This window comes from Halorubellus sp. JP-L1, from assembly GCF_011440375.1.
In the GTDB taxonomy this organism is placed as follows: Archaea; Halobacteriota; Halobacteria; order Halobacteriales; family Natrialbaceae; genus Halorubellus.
This window is the reverse complement of record NZ_JAAOIR010000001.1, coordinates 45676-62418: the sequence shown is the minus strand read 5'-3', so window position 1 is coordinate 62418 and position 16743 is coordinate 45676. Positions and strand designations below refer to the sequence as shown.

Sequence of the window (16743 nt, the reverse complement as noted above, 5' to 3'; positions counted from 1 at the left end):
AAGAGCGATGACGACCGTCGAAATCGAATTCTGCCTTCCCTGTGGGTACCTGAACCGTGCCGAAGACGTCCAGCACGTCCTCGTCCAATCCTTCGGCGAAACCATCGACGAAGTCACGCTCGTCCCCGGCGACGACGGCGTCTTCACCGTCACCGCCAACGGCACCACCGTCTTCGACATCGCAGACGACGACTACGACGTCGACGAGATCGTCCGCGACGTCAGACAGCACGCCTAAGTCCGCCGTCGTTGCGCAACCAACACAGCAACCACGATCAGGACGAACGACGCCGCGGCGACCCCACCAATGATAGTTCGATACTGTTCACTCAAAACCGAATCTTCAGGTCTCTGCGCATCGCGACTCTCGTTCCTATACGAGTAGTCGTCTATCTTCTCGATATCCATCGGTTCGAACGGCACTCGATCGAACTGCTCCTGGCCAGGATGTCCATAGTACTCCCACTGTGCGTGCAACGGCCCAGATTCATTGAGCCAACCTGTGTGCGCTTTGAGTTCCCCCTCGAAAACATCTCCTTCTTCGACGGGGACGATTATCGAAGCCGTAGTTACATTCTCCCCGTTCTCACGGATCGCTTGTAGATACTTACCTTGGACACCCGGCGCCCAGATCTGGAAATAGACCGGGTAATAATACTTGGAGTCCGATCGAACTGTTACCGTCACTCTTCCGTGTGATTCGTTGATTTGGTTGAGATCCACATCCGTAACTGTGGGACGGAGGTATCGCCCCTCGTACGTTCGTGGAACCGTGAAATTGTACGATAGGGATGTGGACCCGTAGAACGTGCTCAGCGTAATGTTTCGGACTCGTTCTGTTGCATCATATTGATATATCAAATTCGCCTGAGACCGGCTCGTTTCCCCTTCAGAGGCATTCCAACCCTGATTTATCACAATTTGATTGTCGAGGGAGACAGCGTACCTTGCGTTCGTTTCGTTTGCAGCTAAGTGTTCGGCGAACACCGAGACGGTATGGTTGGAGGTGTTGACCCGGAGTTGGTATTCCGTCCCTCGAACTTGGAGGGTCCGTTCGAGTACTTCGTCTTTGGGTTCTTTGAGCGTAGCTGAAGTGTCTTCGATGGGTGCATGCGCCGCTGCTGGAAGTACAAGTGACTGTGCGAGTAACAGTCCAGCGAGAAGTGCGGCTGCGTTATTCATGACAGGTCCCCGTCTCCCGCTCGCAGGTGATCGTTCGGTTCATGGCAACGTCTATGATTTCGTCTTTGCTTGCGTAACCACTTAGTTCAATATTAATTGAGAACGGTCGCATCTCTCCGGAGTTCGGACCGTACACGAGCGTCCCCTCCACGGTAGCGAACGTCGTATTGACGTTCTCCTTGTCGTCGTACGTCCGGACGACCTCGGTGACGGTTTCGTTCTTGCTGAGCGTCCATTCGGTATCGCGTTCGATAGTCCCGATTCGTGTGTCTTCCCCGACTGCAAGAGAGCGTGCCTTCTCTAACGAAGCCACTTCCGTCATGAACGTCCACTTCTCTCGTGTCTCCGTGATCTGGCGGGACACGACGTATCGCTGGCGGGTCTTCGTGTTCGTAACCGGTGTATTGACCAGATACTCGGTTGCGTACTCCCGAGGTTCGGTCCGGTGGTGTCGGGTCTCACCAGTGAAATCGTGAGATGGCGATCGAGCCCGCTTCGCCCAATAAGAGTGGGTTGTCTGCTCTGTCTCAGTGACCTGCTTTCGGATATTTCGTGTTACCTGCTTCGTCACCACCTTCGTGACGGTCTCCGTCTCGACGTGGCAGCCGGCGAATTGGCGACATTCCACGCTGGTAATGGTCTCTTCTTCCGTCGTATTTATCGTAATCGTCTTGGATACGTCCTTCCAAGTCGTAACTTCTTCCGTCGTCGTATATTCGTACTGTCGCTGTTTGACGTACGCGTTCGGGTTCGTGACGACTCTCCGCGTACTCCCCGTCGGTCTTCCAGCGGCCGGATCGCGCGTCCACCTCTGCTTGATCTTCTCCTCGGTTTCCTCGTAGGATTCCGAGCCCTCGTACGACCATTCGTCACGTAAGCCAGCGAACCGTCGAGCACCACTCTTCGACTCGAAGTTCCGCCGCCGGGTCTCAGTGTACTCTTCGGCTTCTTTCGTCTCGACTTCAACCGATTCGACCACATCGGTAGTAGCCTCTCGCACCCAGCCGTCCTCGGTCAGTCGTTCGTAGGTATCCTGCTCAGTCACCTTTCGAGTCACTCTCCCACTTTCGTTTACCACCTCGTATGCCGTACTTGTCACATTTAGACCACGTTTCTCCTTCGAAGACCGCAAATCCACGTCACCCAGTTCCTCCGACACGTAGATTCGCTCTGGATTCTCCTCGTTGTATAACGTGAGCCAGTGTTCTCCATCCTCAAGCGCTCCCGCCTGTACGCGAACCTTGACGGCCCACTTGTGCAAACGATCCTTGATTGCATTATTCCCCTCGACGTCCTCTATCGGAACCTTTCGCTTCTCGACGGATAGAATATCTACCGCCGTCGAGTTAGTCCTCGCATCGAGCGTGATGTTGTATCGGTTCGTATTCTTCGTGAACGCATAGGACTTCGTTTGGACCGTCATTACGACATCCTCACTTCCGTTGTATGGTCCAACCGTCTCTTCTTGTATTCCAGAAATCCGAGGCACGTAGTACGGTAAGAAACTATCCTGTTCCTCAGTGTACGCTCCAGATTCGTCTTTTAAACGAACGCCAGCCTCATCCGTAGGCTCCAACGTCGCAACCCACTTCCGTTGTTGCAACGAGCTTGCCCCTTCAAGCCAATCGATGCGTAGATTATGACCGTCAGGATCGAATGATTGACTTGCATCAACTACCATCGCCCAGTTCTGCACTACTCTTTTTGTTCCCTCAGTCGGTGACGTAATGCGAAGTTCTGGCGGACTCGGCGTTACTCGAAAATCGGATTCTTTCTCCGAGATGGTTTCACCGCCAGTTTTCACGGCGGTTGATATATAATAGGACCCGGGGGTATGACCACTCCAGTCCGATGTAACCATTAATATGTCCGTATCCTTGTTATACGATCTCGACTTTTCATCCAGCCGGCGGAATCCATCGACGAGCTCCAGATTCTCGACGGATACTTTGTGTTGGTCGTACCCGTTCAGATCGATCTTCACGACGTGCGTCGCAGTGTAGCGATCGCTGTCGATTCGTGGGTGGTACGAGTCGACTGGGTCGTTCCGGAAGCCGATGGAGAGTATCTCCGGGCCGTCGTCGGTAGTGATGGTTCGGGTGGCGGTTCGGGTCTGGTTGCGTGCGTCCGTTGTGGTGAGTTTGATGGTATACTCCGTCTCGGGGGTAATGTCGTCGTATCGGTAGTTGTCCTCGACGCGAGTTGGTTGGAGGGCTCGTTGTGGTGGGTAGTCCCCGTCGAAGACTTGAGCGCCGTCGATGGTGACGGTGACGTCCTCGAGGTTGCCGTACCCGTCGGTTGCGATGAAGTCGCCGGTGAGTCGAGTTGCGTCGGTGGTGATCGACGAGAGCGAGGGTTCTGGTGCTGGGTCGGCGACGACGTCCGTGGTGCCGTCCGGGAAGCGTGCGACGTCGCTGCTGCCGTCGTCGTAGAAGAGGGTTGCTTCGATGGTGTGGTCGCCGGGCGTCCACGTGGTCTGGATGGCGAACGCGCTGGTGGCGGGGTCGCCGTTGACGCGCCACTGGATGCGAGTGATCTTCGATGCGGGTGGTGCGCCTGTGACTTCGTATGCCGCATCGAGGGGTTCGTCGCCGGTAACGAGCCGAGGCCCCGAGATCGCAGGGTCGTACTTGGTTGCGAGTGTGGCGTTCGTGCCGTTGCCGTCGGAGCCGTCACCGGGCGACTGAGGGGGTGCTCCGGGCTCGCCCTGGTTTGGTGGGTCGGTTCCGTTTTCCGGGTTGGGGTCGGGAGTGATGACTGGGTCGCTCGGTGGTGTGGTGCCATTCGGTGGTGGTGTCCCTGGACCTGGTGTCGTTCCGTTTCCGGGATCTGGGCTGGGGTCGGTGACTTCCAGTTGGTGGGTGGCGCTGTTCGTTCGTCCGATATCGTCGGTCACCGTGACGGTGATCTGTCGGCTGCCGGTGTCGGCGAACGACCGCGTGAACGTGGTGTCGTCCACGGGTTGGACGGCCTTCCCGTCGACGGCCCAGGAGACGTCGGTAATGGGTTCGCTGCCGGGGGTCGCGTTCGCGTCGAACGTGACAGACGAACCCGACGTCGTCTGGTCCGAGCCGGTAACGGAGACGCTCGGTCCGTCGTCGGCGGTCACAGTCACGTAGAGGTGATCGGTGCTAGCTGCTCCATCGTCGTCGGTTACAGTGAGAGAAACGTTGTACGTCCCGACTGTTGTGGCTTCGAAACGCGTGCGGGCGCAGTCCGGACAGTCGGGTTCGATGCGCTCTCCGTCCGGAGTCTCGATCTGCCAGGCGTAGGTCTCGATCTGCCCGTCTGGGTCGCTGCTTTCGTGTCCGTCGAGGAGGACGGTTGCGCCGGCTCGAACGTGCTGGTCGAGTCCGGCGTCGACGTTCGGCGGAGCGTTCGGGGGTGCATGCAAGAGGCCGGGGGTTGCCGACGTGGTGACGAGGAGGGCCGCCACCACAATCTTCCAGTCCATCGTTGCCGGAATCTAGATTCGTTACGTGGTATAAGTCCGTGGAATCTGTAGTGGGGTGGGGTATGAAACGAATTTGGCGACACCTTGGGAAGACAGAGTGCGATCGAGGGTCCTTCGTCGGATAGAGGGAGTGACGGTGGAGGGAACTGTCGAGGAGGACGTTCGTATCCAGAAGAAAAGGACCGGTTCGGAGACCGGCGGGGTCAGTCGTCGTCTTCGTCGGGGTTGGTCTGGGCGAACGAGAACATGTCGTCCTCGTCCGGTTCGTCGTCGCCGTCGCCGTCGTCGCTGCCGTTTGCTTCTGCGTCGGTGTCGTCGTCGGACTCGTCGTCGACCCCGGCGGTGTCGCTGCCGAAGTCGATGTCGTTCGCGCCGGCGAGCGGGTCGTCGTCGTCGAACTCGTTCACGTCACCGTCGTCGCCACCTGCTCCGTCGCCGTCGTCGCTATCGGCCGCGTCGCCTGCGACGTTGGCGTCCTCGGTGTCGTCGGCGAGCGGGTCCTCGTCGAAGTCGAGGGCGTCCTCGACGCCGTCGTCGAGCGGGTCGGCTTCCGATTCGGGCGTCGAGTCGGGATTCCAGTCGGACTGGGCGTCGGTCGCCGCGTCCGCTTCGACCTCGGTCGGGTCGTCCCGAGAGTCGGTGGTGTCCGATTCGTCCGTGCTGGAGTCCGTCGCGTCGGCGAGCGGGTCGACGTCGGACTGCGTGTCGTCGACTGGGTCATCGAGAGTTTCCTCGAAGGACGGGCCATCCGTCGGCTCGTCGTCCGCTGATTCCTCGTCGAACGTTGCGGGACTGCCGAGTTCGTCGCCGCCCACGCCGCCGTCGTCGGACGCATCGCCGACTGGTTCGTCCGGGACGTCGGCGAGCGGGGTGGCGCTCGCGTCGGCGTCACCCTCGGATTCGTCGGAGCGGTCAGCGAACGGGCTGTCGGCACCCGGACTCGGTTCCGCGGAGACGGGCTCGCTCGTCGAATCGTCTTCGCGCTCTCGCCCAGCAACGGTGTCGGCACCATCGTCGTCGGTGGCGCCATCGTCGGTGGTGGCGTCGGACGCGTCGAGCTCCGCTGCGTTCGTCGCGTCGTCGCTGAGTTCGCCGACGGCCGCGACGGCCTCCGCTTCCACGTCCACGTCGGTCTCCGTGTTTGCGAGGAGGTCCGCGGCGTCCATCTCGAACCCGGTCGCGTCGCCGGCGTCCGTGTCGAAGCGATCCAGCGCCTCGGAGAGCCGCGACGCCTGGTTCGCCAGGTCGCTCGCACTCCGCGACACTTCCGTGAGCGCGGTCGTCTGCTCTTCGGCGGCGGCGGCGACGTTCTCCGCCTCCGCGGTCGTCTCCTCGCTGATGGTCGCGGCCTCGTCGACCATCGCGACCACTTCCTCCGTACTCGCCGCCTGCTCTTCGGTCGCCGCCGAGATCTCCTGGACGCCCGTGTTCGTCTCCTGGGCGTACCCCGCAATCTCGTCGAGCGCTTCCACGGTGTCCTCGACCGCGTCGGTCGTCGCCGCGATCTGCTCGCTCGCCGCTTCGACGCCCCGCACGGACTGCTTGGTCTGATCCTGGATGCGCTCCAGCCGCTTCTCGATGTCCTCCGCGGCGTCCTTCGTCTCCTCCGCGAGGTCCTTGACCTCCTGGGCGACGACGGAGAACCCTTCGCCGGACTCCCCGGAGCGCGCCGCCTCGATGTTCGCGTTCAGCGCGAGCATGTTCGTCTGCTCGGCGATCTCCGTAATGAAGTCGATGAGCTCGTCGATCTGCGCCATCTCGTCCTCGAGCTGGCCCATCTGGTCGGTGACGACCTCGCGCTCGTCCTCGAGCTCGGTGATGCGATCGATCGCCTCTTCTGCTGCGTCGCGGCCGTCGCGACCCGTCTCCGCCGTCCGCTCGGCGAGGTCCGCGACCTCGTTCGACGAGGACGCGATCTCCTCGATGGTCGTCGACAGGCCACTCATCTCCTGACTGACGTCCTGGAGGCTGTCGTTCTGGCGTTCCGCACCGTCGCTAATCTGCTGGATGGATTCCGTGACTTGCTCGCTCGCGGACCGCACTTCCTCGCTGGAGGCCGTGACCTCCTCGCTGGAGGTCGCGACCTCGTTCGCGAAGTTCTTGAGGTGCGCGGTCGTCCGCTCGATCTCGCCTATCATCTCGTTGAACTCCATCGCGATTTCGACCATCGCGTCGGACTCGGACTCGCCGTCGAGTCGTTGCGTGAGGTCACCGGCGGCGCACGCCTGCATGACGTCCGCGTACTCGTCGGCCTTCCGTTCGAGATGTTGATTCATCTGCTCGGCTTCGGCACGGGCCAGCTCCGCCTCCTCGCGGGCGTCCCTCGCCTCTTGGATCCGCTCGCGGAGTGCGTCGCGCATCTCCGCGAACCCGTCGTAGAGACGACCGATGCTGTCGATCCGTTTGGTCTCGAAGTCGACTTCGAGTTCTCCCTGCTCCATCTTTTCGGTCTTCGACGTCAGTCGGTCGATGGCGGTCGCGGTGTTGCGACCGAGGATCATCCCGATGAGGAGCATGATCGCGATGGCGCCTAGCGTCGCGCCCAGCCCCCACTGTTCGACGTCCTGCACGAACCCGTACGCCTCGCTGATCGGCGTGTGCGTGAGGACGTACCAGTCCGTTCCTTCCGCGTCGACTTTGGAGTAACTGACGACGTACTCGTCGTCCTCGTAGCCAGCGGGAACGAACCCTGCGACGGAGCCGGTCGGAACGCCCATTTCGAGGACGTGGTTGTTGCCGCTGGACGTCACGTTGTTCGTAACGCCCTGGACGACGGTGTCGTCGTCGTACGCGGCACCGACGAGTTCGCTATCGCTCGCGAACGTGACTCCACCCGTCCTGTGGTCGTAGACGGTCGTGAACTGGCCGTCGCCCTGTTCGAGCGTCTCACTGAAGCTGTCGGTGTTCACGACGTACACGACGACGAGGTTGGCGCGACCGGGGAGCGAGTGCGTGTACGCGACCGCGGACTCGTTCTCGCCGGTGAGCATGTAGTCGATCGTGTAGCGTTCGGTGACGGCGCCCTGGGTCCCCGAGATGTTCTCGGTCGCCCAGGGTTCGTCGAGTTCGCTCAGGCGCATCCCGTCGAATCTCGTGGTGGTGGATGCGTTGACGGTCCCCGTCTGCGTGTTGACGTAGTGGATCCGCATGCCGTTCGGGAAGTCAGACACGCGGTCGTCGAGGACGTCACCGACGTCGCTGTCGGACGTCGCGTCGTTGATCCCCTGTGATTGGGTGAGCGACGTGATGATGGCGACGTTCTTCTCGTGCCACGCGACGAGGTTCTGCGCCTGTTGGTTCGCGACGTTGTCCAGTCCGTCGTTGACGGACGTCTGGACTTGGTCGGTGATTGCGCCGGTGGCGACCAATCCAATGGTCGCAACGACGACCCCCATGAGGAGAAGTGCGATACCGAACTTCAACGCGTAACTTCGGCGAATAAAGTTCGGCGTAACTGTTCGCAACGGGCCCAGCATATGTGAACAACGGTAGCCAGCGGGCTATAAAATCCCTCCGGCCGTTATCACCGATGAAAACATTGGCGCGCTAGAAATTACGGATAGGTTGGGGATAGTTCAGCCCCGGCGACGTGGAATTCAATATGGCTACACCACGTGGACGTGTTCGTGCTGCGTGGAGGAAGGTTCAAACGGTCGGTGGCCGTAGCGGTCGGTCATGAAACGGTCGGACGTCGCGTCGTTCGTCGAGGACGCGTCGGACGCCATCGCGGCGTCCGAGGACCTCGGGAAGCGGAACACGGAATTGCGCGTTGTCGAGCCGTTCCTGTCGACGCTCGGGTGGGACGTTCGGTCGTCGTCGGTAACGGCAGCCTACGCGGCTGCGAACGACGCGCTCGTGGATTACGCGTTGTGTCCGGACGGCCGTGTCGGGGCGTTCGTCGCTGTGGAGGCGTGTGGGGCGGCGCTGTCGGCGGAGCGACGCGACGCCTTGCTCGCGGCGATGCACGCAGAGGGCGTGGACCGCGGCGTGTACACGAACGGCCGCCAGTACCTCTTGCTCGCAGTCGGTTCGGCAAGCGATCCGGGCAGGAGTTCGGCGGGCGATTCGGGCAGGAGTTCGGCGGGCGATTCGGGCAGCAGTTCGGCGGGCGATTCGGGCGACGTGGAGCGCGTTCGGATGACGCTCGAGTCGTTGCCCGAGCACGTCGACGCGCTCTCGGCGTTGACGTACGACGGGGTGGCGGCGGCGAGCACTGACGTGCGTGCGGTCGCGGCGGCGCTTGCGTCGGCCGACGAAGCGGCGGTCGACCGAGTGACGCGGGCGGTCGCCGATGTCGCCGACGACCACGGAGAGATATCCGCGCAGGCGACAGCGAGGGCCGTGCGGCCGCTGACGCGACGGTTCCTCGCAGGCGTCGTCGACGAGTTCACGTCCGAGGGCGTCGACGCCGACGCAAGTTCGCCCGAGCGCGACGGCGCGCAGACCGCTCCGGAAGGCGGGCAACAACTGCCCGAGGCGGGCGATGGGGCGGCCGATTCGAGCAAGCACCGGGGCGGGTCGAGCCAGCGAGCGGCCGATCCGAGCCACCAAGCAGGCGTGTCGACGCTCGCGGGGGCGAGCGACGCCGCGGGAGCGGAGTCGGACGGAGAGTTCGTGCTGCGGTTCTTCGAGGACGGCCGTTCCGTGGGTGCCGTTGGGAGCTCCAGCGTGGCGGTGGCGGTGGCTCAGGGCGTCCAGTACCTCCTGACCGAGCGCGGGCTCGCACCCCGCATCGAGTTGCCGTACGCGCCGGTCGAAGACCGGGTGGCGTTCCTCGCTCGCGATCCGAAGCATCCGGACGGTCGCGCGATGGGGTCGGCGATCGACCTCGATGGCGTGTACGTCGAGACCGGCGCGGACGTGGCGACGCTCCGTGAGTCCATCGAGGCACTCGCCGGCCGCGGCGGGTTGCGCGTGATGTTCGCTGGCGACTGGCCCGACACCGAGTGAGTCGGTGACGTCGGTCGACGATGGGGGCGAGGCAAGTCCTCTTGAGCGCTCGGCCCCAAGTCGGTCCCATGAACATGCTCGTTGACGGCGAGTGGCGGACGGGCGCCTACGAGTCGACGAACGACGACGGCGAGTTCGACCGACAGGAGACCTCGTTCCGCGACTGGATCCAGGACGACCCGAGCGCGCGGTTCCCCCCGGAGGCGAACCGATACCATCTGTACGTGTCTCGTGCGTGCCCGTGGGCGCACCGGGCGGCGATGACGCGAGCCATCCTCGGGCTGGAGGACGTCGTCTCGATGGACGTCGTCGACCCGTACCGCGACGCCGACGGCTGGCAGTTCACGCCCTCGAAGGACGACTGCACGGAAGACACGGTGACGGGTGCGGACTATCTCCGAGAGGTGTACACGGCCGCTGACGACGACTTCACTGGTCGCGTGACGGTTCCCGTGCTCTGGGATCGCGAGGAGGAGACGGTCGTGAACAACGAGTCCGAGGAGATCGTCAAGATGCTCGCGGACGCGTTCGGCGAGTTCGCGTCGAACGACGTCGACCTCTACCCCGAGGGGCGACGGGACGAGGTCGACGCCGTGATCGACGCCATCTACGAGCCGATCAACAACGGCGTCTACCGCGCCGGATTTGCGGGGAGTCAATCCGCGCACGAGGCGGCCGTCGAGGAGCTGTTCGAGGCGCTCGAGCACTGGAACGACGTCCTGTCCGACCAGCGCTGGCTCGTCGAGGACCGGTTCACGCTCGCGGACGTCTGCCTGTTCACGACGCTCGTCCGCTTCGACGAGGTCTATCACACGCACTTCAAGTGCAACGTCGCTCGCGTGACGGACTTCGACGCGCTCTGGGGTCACACGCGTGACGTCTACCAGACGCCTGGCGTCGCCGCGACGGTGAACATGGACCACGTCAAGGAGCACTACTACACGACGCACACGGACCTCAACCCGACGCAACTGGTGCCAGTCGGTCCCGGTCCGGCGTTCGACGCCCCGCACGATCGGGACGCGCTCGCTGGTGTGGCCCCGCTCTCAGAGTGAATAAACGTCGAAAAACACCCTCGTAGTTATAGGAAGAATCGGCCGGCCCGGACGAATAGTCGAATGGGCCCCCGCCCGGCACAAATCACGTCCGAGAGTCATTATATTATTAATATTCTCTTAAAATTATCCCACCAGAGGAGCCAACACGCTTTTGTGCGTATGTAATATTAACGTTAACAACAACTGGCTCCTATGTATCAAACCCGGCACTCCAGTGACGGAACCGACAATCGAGCAGCGTCCGCACTCGTCGGCCTGGTCCTCCTCTTCGGCCTCGTCATCGCGGGTGCCGGCATCATCTTCTGGGCGGGCATGGACGCACAGCAGTCCGTCCAGTCCACGGCCGAAGTAGACACCGCAGAGACGTCCCTTCAGGAGGTCAGCAGTACGCTCTCCACGCTCTCGTTCAAGGGCGACGACTCCGTCACGGAGTTCGACCTCAGCGGGAAGGACTCGAGCGACGCGTCCATCGAGAACGACGGCGAAGTACAGTTCACGGTTCACGGCCTCGAGGACTCCTGTTCCGCCGACGTCGACCTCGGTTCGATCGTCTACGAGACCGACGACGGTGGAACGGTGGCCTACCAGGCCGGAGGTGTATTCAAGCAGACCGAGTCCGGAACCACGATCGTTCAGAGTCCGTCGCTCCAGTACCGAACCCGGAACCTCGATGGTCGTGAACTCAATACGCTCCAGTTCCCGGTCACGAACGTGTCAGGCGACGTCGACTCGTCCGGGACCGTGACGGCAGAGACCGCCGGAGGCGGAGACGACGCTCTCGCGACGGAACTCTGCCTCGCGGGCGAGAACACCGACCAGATCCAGTGGGTCCAGAGCATCACCATCACTGTCGAGGGGAGCGACTATCAGGCGGGCTGGAAGCGGTACTTCGAGCGAGAGTTCGTCGACGAGTCACCGGACCACGTCTCGGCGACCGTCGTCGAGAGCGGGGACGAGGTCTCCGTGACGGCGCCCCTGGGAGCGGGCGTCATCCCCGAACAGTTCCCGGTCGACGACGCGACGATCTACGGCGGGATGATGATGGGGTCCTCGAGCGGGACGATCGACGTCCAGGCGGGGAACCCGAGTCAGGCCGACGTGGACAGCTACGATTCGACCGACGGCCCATATCCAGTCTCGAAGGGGAAGCACGGGCACGTACTCACGCGAGGGAACGTCGAGATAACGGCGAACAGTGGCACCATCGAGGGAACGGTCGTCGCCGAGGGTGACGTCGAGTTCTCGGGTGGAGCCTGCGGCAACGGCGACGACGAGTACTGCATCGACGGCGACGTCTATCACGACGGGACGATAGACGAGAGCCCTAGCAAGACGCTCGTCAACGGCACGAAGACGAACTCGGCCACGCTCCCCGATCTCGACCCCATGGACGACCGCATCGAGCTGACGATCGACGTCACCGAAGACGACAATCACAACGACCGCGACGACGTCACCGCGATCGACGCCGACAGCGAGACGCTCCACGCCGGGGACGTGACGCTCTCCGACGGCGTCTACCACCTCCAGGAACTCACGGTCGCGGACGGTGACACGCTCACGCTCGACGCGAGCAGCGGGGACGTCGTCATCGCCGTCGAGGACGGCGTCACCATCGAGGGCGACGTCGAAGTCGAGGGCGATGGACAGGTCCGTACGTTCGTCGGTGCGGACAGCGATCACGTCACCGTCGGCGAGGACGCGTCGGTGACCGTTCGCGACGCCGACGGCGACCGAACGCACCGCTCGAACGCATTCTGGCTCGTCTGCAAGGCCGGCTGCCAGGCCACGTTCGAGGGGAGTCCCGGCGCCTCCAGTGACGGAGCCGAGTTCACGGGCGTCGTCTACGGCCCGGGAGGAACCGGGAACGTCGAACTCCAGACGGACAGCGAGGTGTACGGTGCGCTCGTCGCCGGCACCGTCACGTTCGACCAGGCGTACTTCCACTTAGACCAGGGCCTCCCGTCGACCGCCGTGGACGTCGACGGCGACGGCGACCCCGACCTCGGCGGCGACGCCGGTGACGAAGGCGGCGACGACGGCGACGGGCCCGACGAATTCGAGTGCTCCGAGACCGACGACGGCTACGACTGCTCGGTCACGTACGACGAGGACGAGAACGCGCTCGTCGTCAACCAGTCCCAGGCCGAGGTCACGCTCCTCGGGTCGCGCATCGCCGAACCGAAACTCGAGCGAATCGAGACCGACGTCCGGAACCCGATGAACATCTCCCTCGTCATCGACGACTCCGGGTCGATGAACCACCTCACCAACTACGGGAAGTATAACGATGGAGAGAAGACGTACGAGCACGTCTCTGGCGCTCACTCGCTATGGAGTTACAGTTCCTGGTCCCCGGAGAAATCCGTTTCCGCCGCATCCTACGCGTCCGCTGGCGAAGACGGGCCTGCAGCGGGAAGTAACGAACAGTGGGAAGTCACCACTGAGAGCTGCATTGGCGGATTCTGCTGGTCCTCTACGGAAACGTTGAACCCTGGCGAAACGGCAGAGCTCGAGCCGAGTGATACGGTACAGAAACGGACGTTCGGCGAAGAGACGACGACCGTTCCCGAGGGGTACGCGTACGTAGGCGACGACGACGGCGACGGCGACATCGAGGGAGACATCCCTGCTTCGAGAGTCTACTATCCCGGTGAGACCATCTCGGGCACCGACCACGACTACTACCACGAGATACGGATCGACGGCAACGACCCCTCTTTCGAGCGGCTCGACGCAGCCCAGCAGTTCGTCGGCGCAATGAACGACACGAAGGACCGCCTCAGCGTCGTCCGGTTCTGGGGCGTCGAACCGAACGAGCAAGCGCAAACGAAGATCTCACAGTCGTCGGACTTCGGCGCCGTCAACGGCACGCTCGATACGGACGCGGCAACGTGGGAGTCCAGTAGCGGAACGCCGATGTTGAAGGCGCTGAACGCCGGTATCTCGGACGTCGAGACGGACAAGACGCGCGACGACGGCAAGAACGTCACCGAGACCGTCGTATTACTGACCGACGGTCGACCGTCCGACGATTCCGCCGCGAACCTGCAGGCCATCCGAGACGCTGCATCAGCCGCTCACGAGAACGGCATCCGAATCTACGTCGTCGCACTCGGCGACGAAGGAGACTACAACAAAGCGTTGCTGGAAGACATCGCGAACGTCGACGGCGAGAACCCCGACCGCGTCGGCAAGGTCTACGAGGTCGACAACGCGGACGACCTCTCGGAGACCTTCCAACGAGCGGCGAACGACAGCCAAGAGAGTACGAGGAACGTCATCGAGTACAAGAACACGACGACGTCCGTGAACGTCGGCGGGAGTGACGTGGACTTCGGTTCGAACACGAACGACCCAACGGACACGGGGTACACGTCGATCCCCCTCGATTCAGCGCTCGACCCCGGTGACCTCGTGCACTTCGCGGTGTCGACGCGTACGTGTGCGGACTACGAGAACCTCGGCGCCGTCAACGACACGAGCGACGTCCAGGAGACGCGGTGCGCCGGGACGAACGGGACCGCGAACCAGACCACGCACGACTCCGAAACGCAACACAAGATATACACGAACGGCGACGACGTCCCCGAACTCGACGCCAGCGCGTGGTACGTGGAGGAACGGTACGACGAGACCACCGTCGAGGAGATCGTCGAAGCATACGACCCGAGCATCACGAACGGCGATACGTTCAGCCTCCCCGAGAACGACGCCATCGTCGTCGTCGAGGTAGACGACGGTGACAGCGGGACGCCCGACTTCATGGTCCTATACTTCGACGCGAGCACGTACGACCCCGACGAGGACGACGCACCCGACGGCGACGAGGCACCCGACGACGACGACACCGGATCGACCGACGGCACCCGGAACGGCTACGTCATCGACGTCGGATCGAAAGACGTCAACGTCTCCTCGAGCGACCCCCGGGTACTGTCGGGGAATCCCTCTCTCGGTTCACCGACGTCGTCTTCGGACGATAGCCCATCGTGGCCGCCCCGCTCGACACAGTACGTCAACGCACGAGACTGACCGGACAGCACCCCCCGGCAAACCTTCGTTCACAGGGCAACGGACCGACCCAGAGAGCGCCGTACCCCGAAGCGAACCGCTATCGGTCCAGCAGCGGATCCTTCGAGGTGCACTCGCCCCCGAAACCGTCAGGGTCACGGTTCCACTCCTCACCTCCGTTCGACGAGAGAACATGGGCGCCGCAGGAATTTGAACCACGGTCGCTCCCGGTGGTCGCTCACTGATTCAAATCCTTCGCGGTCCAGTTCCACTCCTCACCTCCGTTCGCCGTGAAAACATGGGCGCTGCAGGCATACACTAAGCCGGATACAAAAGGGACGGTTCCCCATCATGTCGGCCGGTATATTCATGACTGTCATCTGTTGAGTTCGCGGAAGCGTCGCTTCGCACGTTGTTTCTGGCTGGCACGGTCGTAGTGCAGGTCGAGGATCTGTTCGCTGGCGTCGAGCTCGTCGGAGACGACGCCCTTCGGGACGTTGTCGTTCCGGAACTTGGTGACGCGAGCCTTCCGGAAGTCGTGGGGACTGCGGGTGCTCGGGCACTTCGAGGCGTCGTGGTAGGTGTTGTACTCGCAGGTCTCGATCTCTTTGCCGTGCGGGCAGCCCTCGCCGATCCAGCACGGGCGCGTGACGCGGTAGATGGTGTTCCGGATGCTGGACCGCGAGATGCGGCCCTGGTTCGTGGTGATGAGCGGGTCACGGCCGTTGTCGTCCTGGATGTCGCGGCGCTTGTCCTCGATGTAGCTCCGGAGGACTTTCGCGACGCGCTTGCCGAGGCGGTTCGCGCGCTCGCTCTTCTCGTCGTTCTTCAGCGGCGTCCCGGTGTCGGGTCGGTGGACGAATCGAACCATCGGAGCGTCGGCGTCGAGGTCGACGTCCTGGAGGTCGAGGGCGCGGACGGCCGCGTTCCGCGCACCGCAGTGCCAGAGGAGCAGGGTGACGACGTGGTCGCGGCTCGCGTAGTGGTACGTCGTCAGGTACTCGAGGATGGGCGGGATGCGTTCGGGGACGATCTTCGAGTCCGAGACCTCGTCGCTCCGGGAGAGTTCGGGAATTGGAACCTTGAGATAGAGGTCTTCGGGGACGCCCTCGATGGTGTGGCAGAACCGAAGGAACCGCCGGAGCGTCGACAACGAGGTCTTCAGGGTCTTCGGGGCGAGTTCTTCGACCTTCCCCTCGGAGTAGTTGCCCTCGCGTCGCCAGACGCGGTACTCGTAGAGGTCGCGACCGGTCAGGTCGTTCATGTCGTCGATGTCGTTGTCGTCGCACCACTCCACGAACGGCCGGAGTCGGCTAGTGTGACTCGTCAGCGTCCACTCGGCCGCGTCGTCGCGTCGCGAGTCGAGGTAGAGCTCGAAGGCGTGCTCGGGGGCGATGCTCTGCAGGTCGGAGCTCATCGACTCCCCTCCTGGTCGATCTCCGTCTGAATTAATCGCCGCTTTGTGGAGCAACGTGGGTTGTAACAATGGTTGTGGCTGGTGAGATGACTAAATATGCCTGGAGTAATCTCACCGCTGATCATCCTGTTTTTAATCGGTCTATGGGTTCTATTCGCGGTTCTAACTCTATCTCTGTTGTACGCCCATGGGGAACGAACCAGAGCTCTCCAGGCCGATTCTCGCCACCGCCATCCGAGAGACTGAGAGGTGTCGCTCTCAGACATACCACTCACCACCGATGGCTCTACGGTCAGTATCGGCAGGACGCGAGGGGGGTAGAATGGGGGGATCTCCCGCGCCCAGCCATACCTGTTAGAGGGATTACTGATGCCGTTTCGGAAAGGGGTAAATTCTGACATCCCGCTCATGCATCTATCACCTCGTCAGACTGGGGAGTGGCGGCCTCGTTAGTCGGGACTTCCTCCTGGTCGTCGGTCTCCCAGACCACGCTCGCGTCGGCGAGGTCGTAGACTCGCGTCGGCGTGTGCTCGGGAACGGGACAGTCCAGCCGTCCATCCTCGACGTTCAGGCAGATCCCGCTGTGGCCGTGCTCGCACCGTGGTCGCGTAGCCTCGGCGAGGATGGACGCCAACCGCTCGGACTCGTCCGTCATCGCCCCGCCTCCG

At 62.6% G+C, this 16743-nt stretch carries 9 protein-coding genes; 4 read left to right on the top strand and 5 right to left on the bottom strand.

All coding sequences use genetic code 11. The annotated features are described in order from the left end of the window. The first annotated feature begins 7 nt into the window (after positions 1–7). On the top strand, positions 8–238 hold the full coding sequence (locus G9C85_RS00310) for a SelT/SelW/SelH family protein (protein WP_166036182.1): 231 nt from the start codon (positions 8–10) through the stop codon (positions 236–238). Here G9C85_RS00310 and G9C85_RS00305 read toward each other — a convergent pair. The 3 genes from G9C85_RS00305 to G9C85_RS00295 form a co-directional block, all read right to left on the bottom strand. After that, positions 235–1182: a hypothetical protein gene (locus tag G9C85_RS00305; protein ID WP_166036181.1), complete on the bottom strand. Its 948-nt coding sequence runs from the start codon at positions 1180–1182 to the stop codon at positions 235–237. The genes G9C85_RS00310 and G9C85_RS00305 overlap by 4 nt on opposite strands. Continuing rightward, a complete protein-coding gene (locus tag G9C85_RS00300; RefSeq protein WP_166036180.1) occupies positions 1175–4636 on the bottom strand; it encodes a PKD domain-containing protein in 3462 nt (1153 codons plus the stop codon). The genes G9C85_RS00305 and G9C85_RS00300 overlap by 8 nt, the downstream gene beginning before the upstream one ends. A 203-nt stretch (positions 4637–4839) precedes the next feature. Continuing rightward, a complete protein-coding gene (locus G9C85_RS00295) occupies positions 4840–8058 on the bottom strand; it encodes a methyl-accepting chemotaxis protein (RefSeq protein WP_205254289.1) in 3219 nt (1072 codons plus the stop codon). 253 nt (positions 8059–8311) lie between these two features. Here G9C85_RS00295 and G9C85_RS00290 point away from each other — a divergent pair, with 253 nt between their 5' ends. The 3 genes from G9C85_RS00290 to G9C85_RS00280 all read left to right on the top strand — a co-directional run bounded on the left by G9C85_RS00290 (position 8312) and on the right by G9C85_RS00280 (position 14679). After that, positions 8312–9586, top strand: coding sequence for a hypothetical protein (locus G9C85_RS00290; protein ID WP_166036178.1), 1275 nt, complete (start codon positions 8312–8314; stop codon positions 9584–9586). Between the two features lie 68 nt (positions 9587–9654). Further along, positions 9655–10641 (top strand): glutathione S-transferase family protein, encoded by a 987-nt coding sequence (locus G9C85_RS00285; RefSeq protein ID WP_166036177.1) that lies wholly within the window; start codon positions 9655–9657, stop codon positions 10639–10641. A 195-nt stretch (positions 10642–10836) separates the two neighbouring features. After that, positions 10837–14679, top strand: coding sequence for a VWA domain-containing protein (locus tag G9C85_RS00280; RefSeq protein ID WP_166036176.1), 3843 nt, complete (start codon positions 10837–10839; stop codon positions 14677–14679). A gap of 355 nt (positions 14680–15034) precedes the next feature. Here G9C85_RS00280 and G9C85_RS00275 read toward each other — a convergent pair whose 3' ends face one another. Beyond that, positions 15035–16075: a site-specific integrase gene (locus G9C85_RS00275; protein WP_166036175.1), complete on the bottom strand. Its 1041-nt coding sequence runs from the start codon at positions 16073–16075 to the stop codon at positions 15035–15037. A 406-nt stretch (positions 16076–16481) separates the two neighbouring features. Continuing rightward, on the bottom strand, positions 16482–16730 hold the full coding sequence (locus G9C85_RS00270; protein ID WP_166036174.1) for a hypothetical protein: 249 nt from the start codon (positions 16728–16730) through the stop codon (positions 16482–16484). Positions 16731–16743 lie beyond the last annotated feature (13 nt).

Coding starts and splice junctions, on each gene's coding strand:
- G9C85_RS00275 (WP_166036175.1), bottom strand. CDS start 16,075: ATGAGCTCCGACCTGCAGAGCATCGCCCCCGAGCACGCCTTCGAGCTC.
- G9C85_RS00280 (WP_166036176.1), top strand. CDS start 10,837: ATGTATCAAACCCGGCACTCCAGTGACGGAACCGACAATCGAGCAGCG.
- G9C85_RS00285 (WP_166036177.1), top strand. CDS start 9,655: ATGAACATGCTCGTTGACGGCGAGTGGCGGACGGGCGCCTACGAGTCG.
- G9C85_RS00305 (WP_166036181.1), bottom strand. CDS start 1,182: ATGAATAACGCAGCCGCACTTCTCGCTGGACTGTTACTCGCACAGTCA.
- G9C85_RS00310 (WP_166036182.1), top strand. CDS start 8: ATGACGACCGTCGAAATCGAATTCTGCCTTCCCTGTGGGTACCTGAAC.
- G9C85_RS00270 (WP_166036174.1), bottom strand. CDS start 16,730: ATGACGGACGAGTCCGAGCGGTTGGCGTCCATCCTCGCCGAGGCTACG.
- G9C85_RS00290 (WP_166036178.1), top strand. CDS start 8,312: ATGAAACGGTCGGACGTCGCGTCGTTCGTCGAGGACGCGTCGGACGCC.
- G9C85_RS00300 (WP_166036180.1), bottom strand. CDS start 4,636: ATGGACTGGAAGATTGTGGTGGCGGCCCTCCTCGTCACCACGTCGGCA.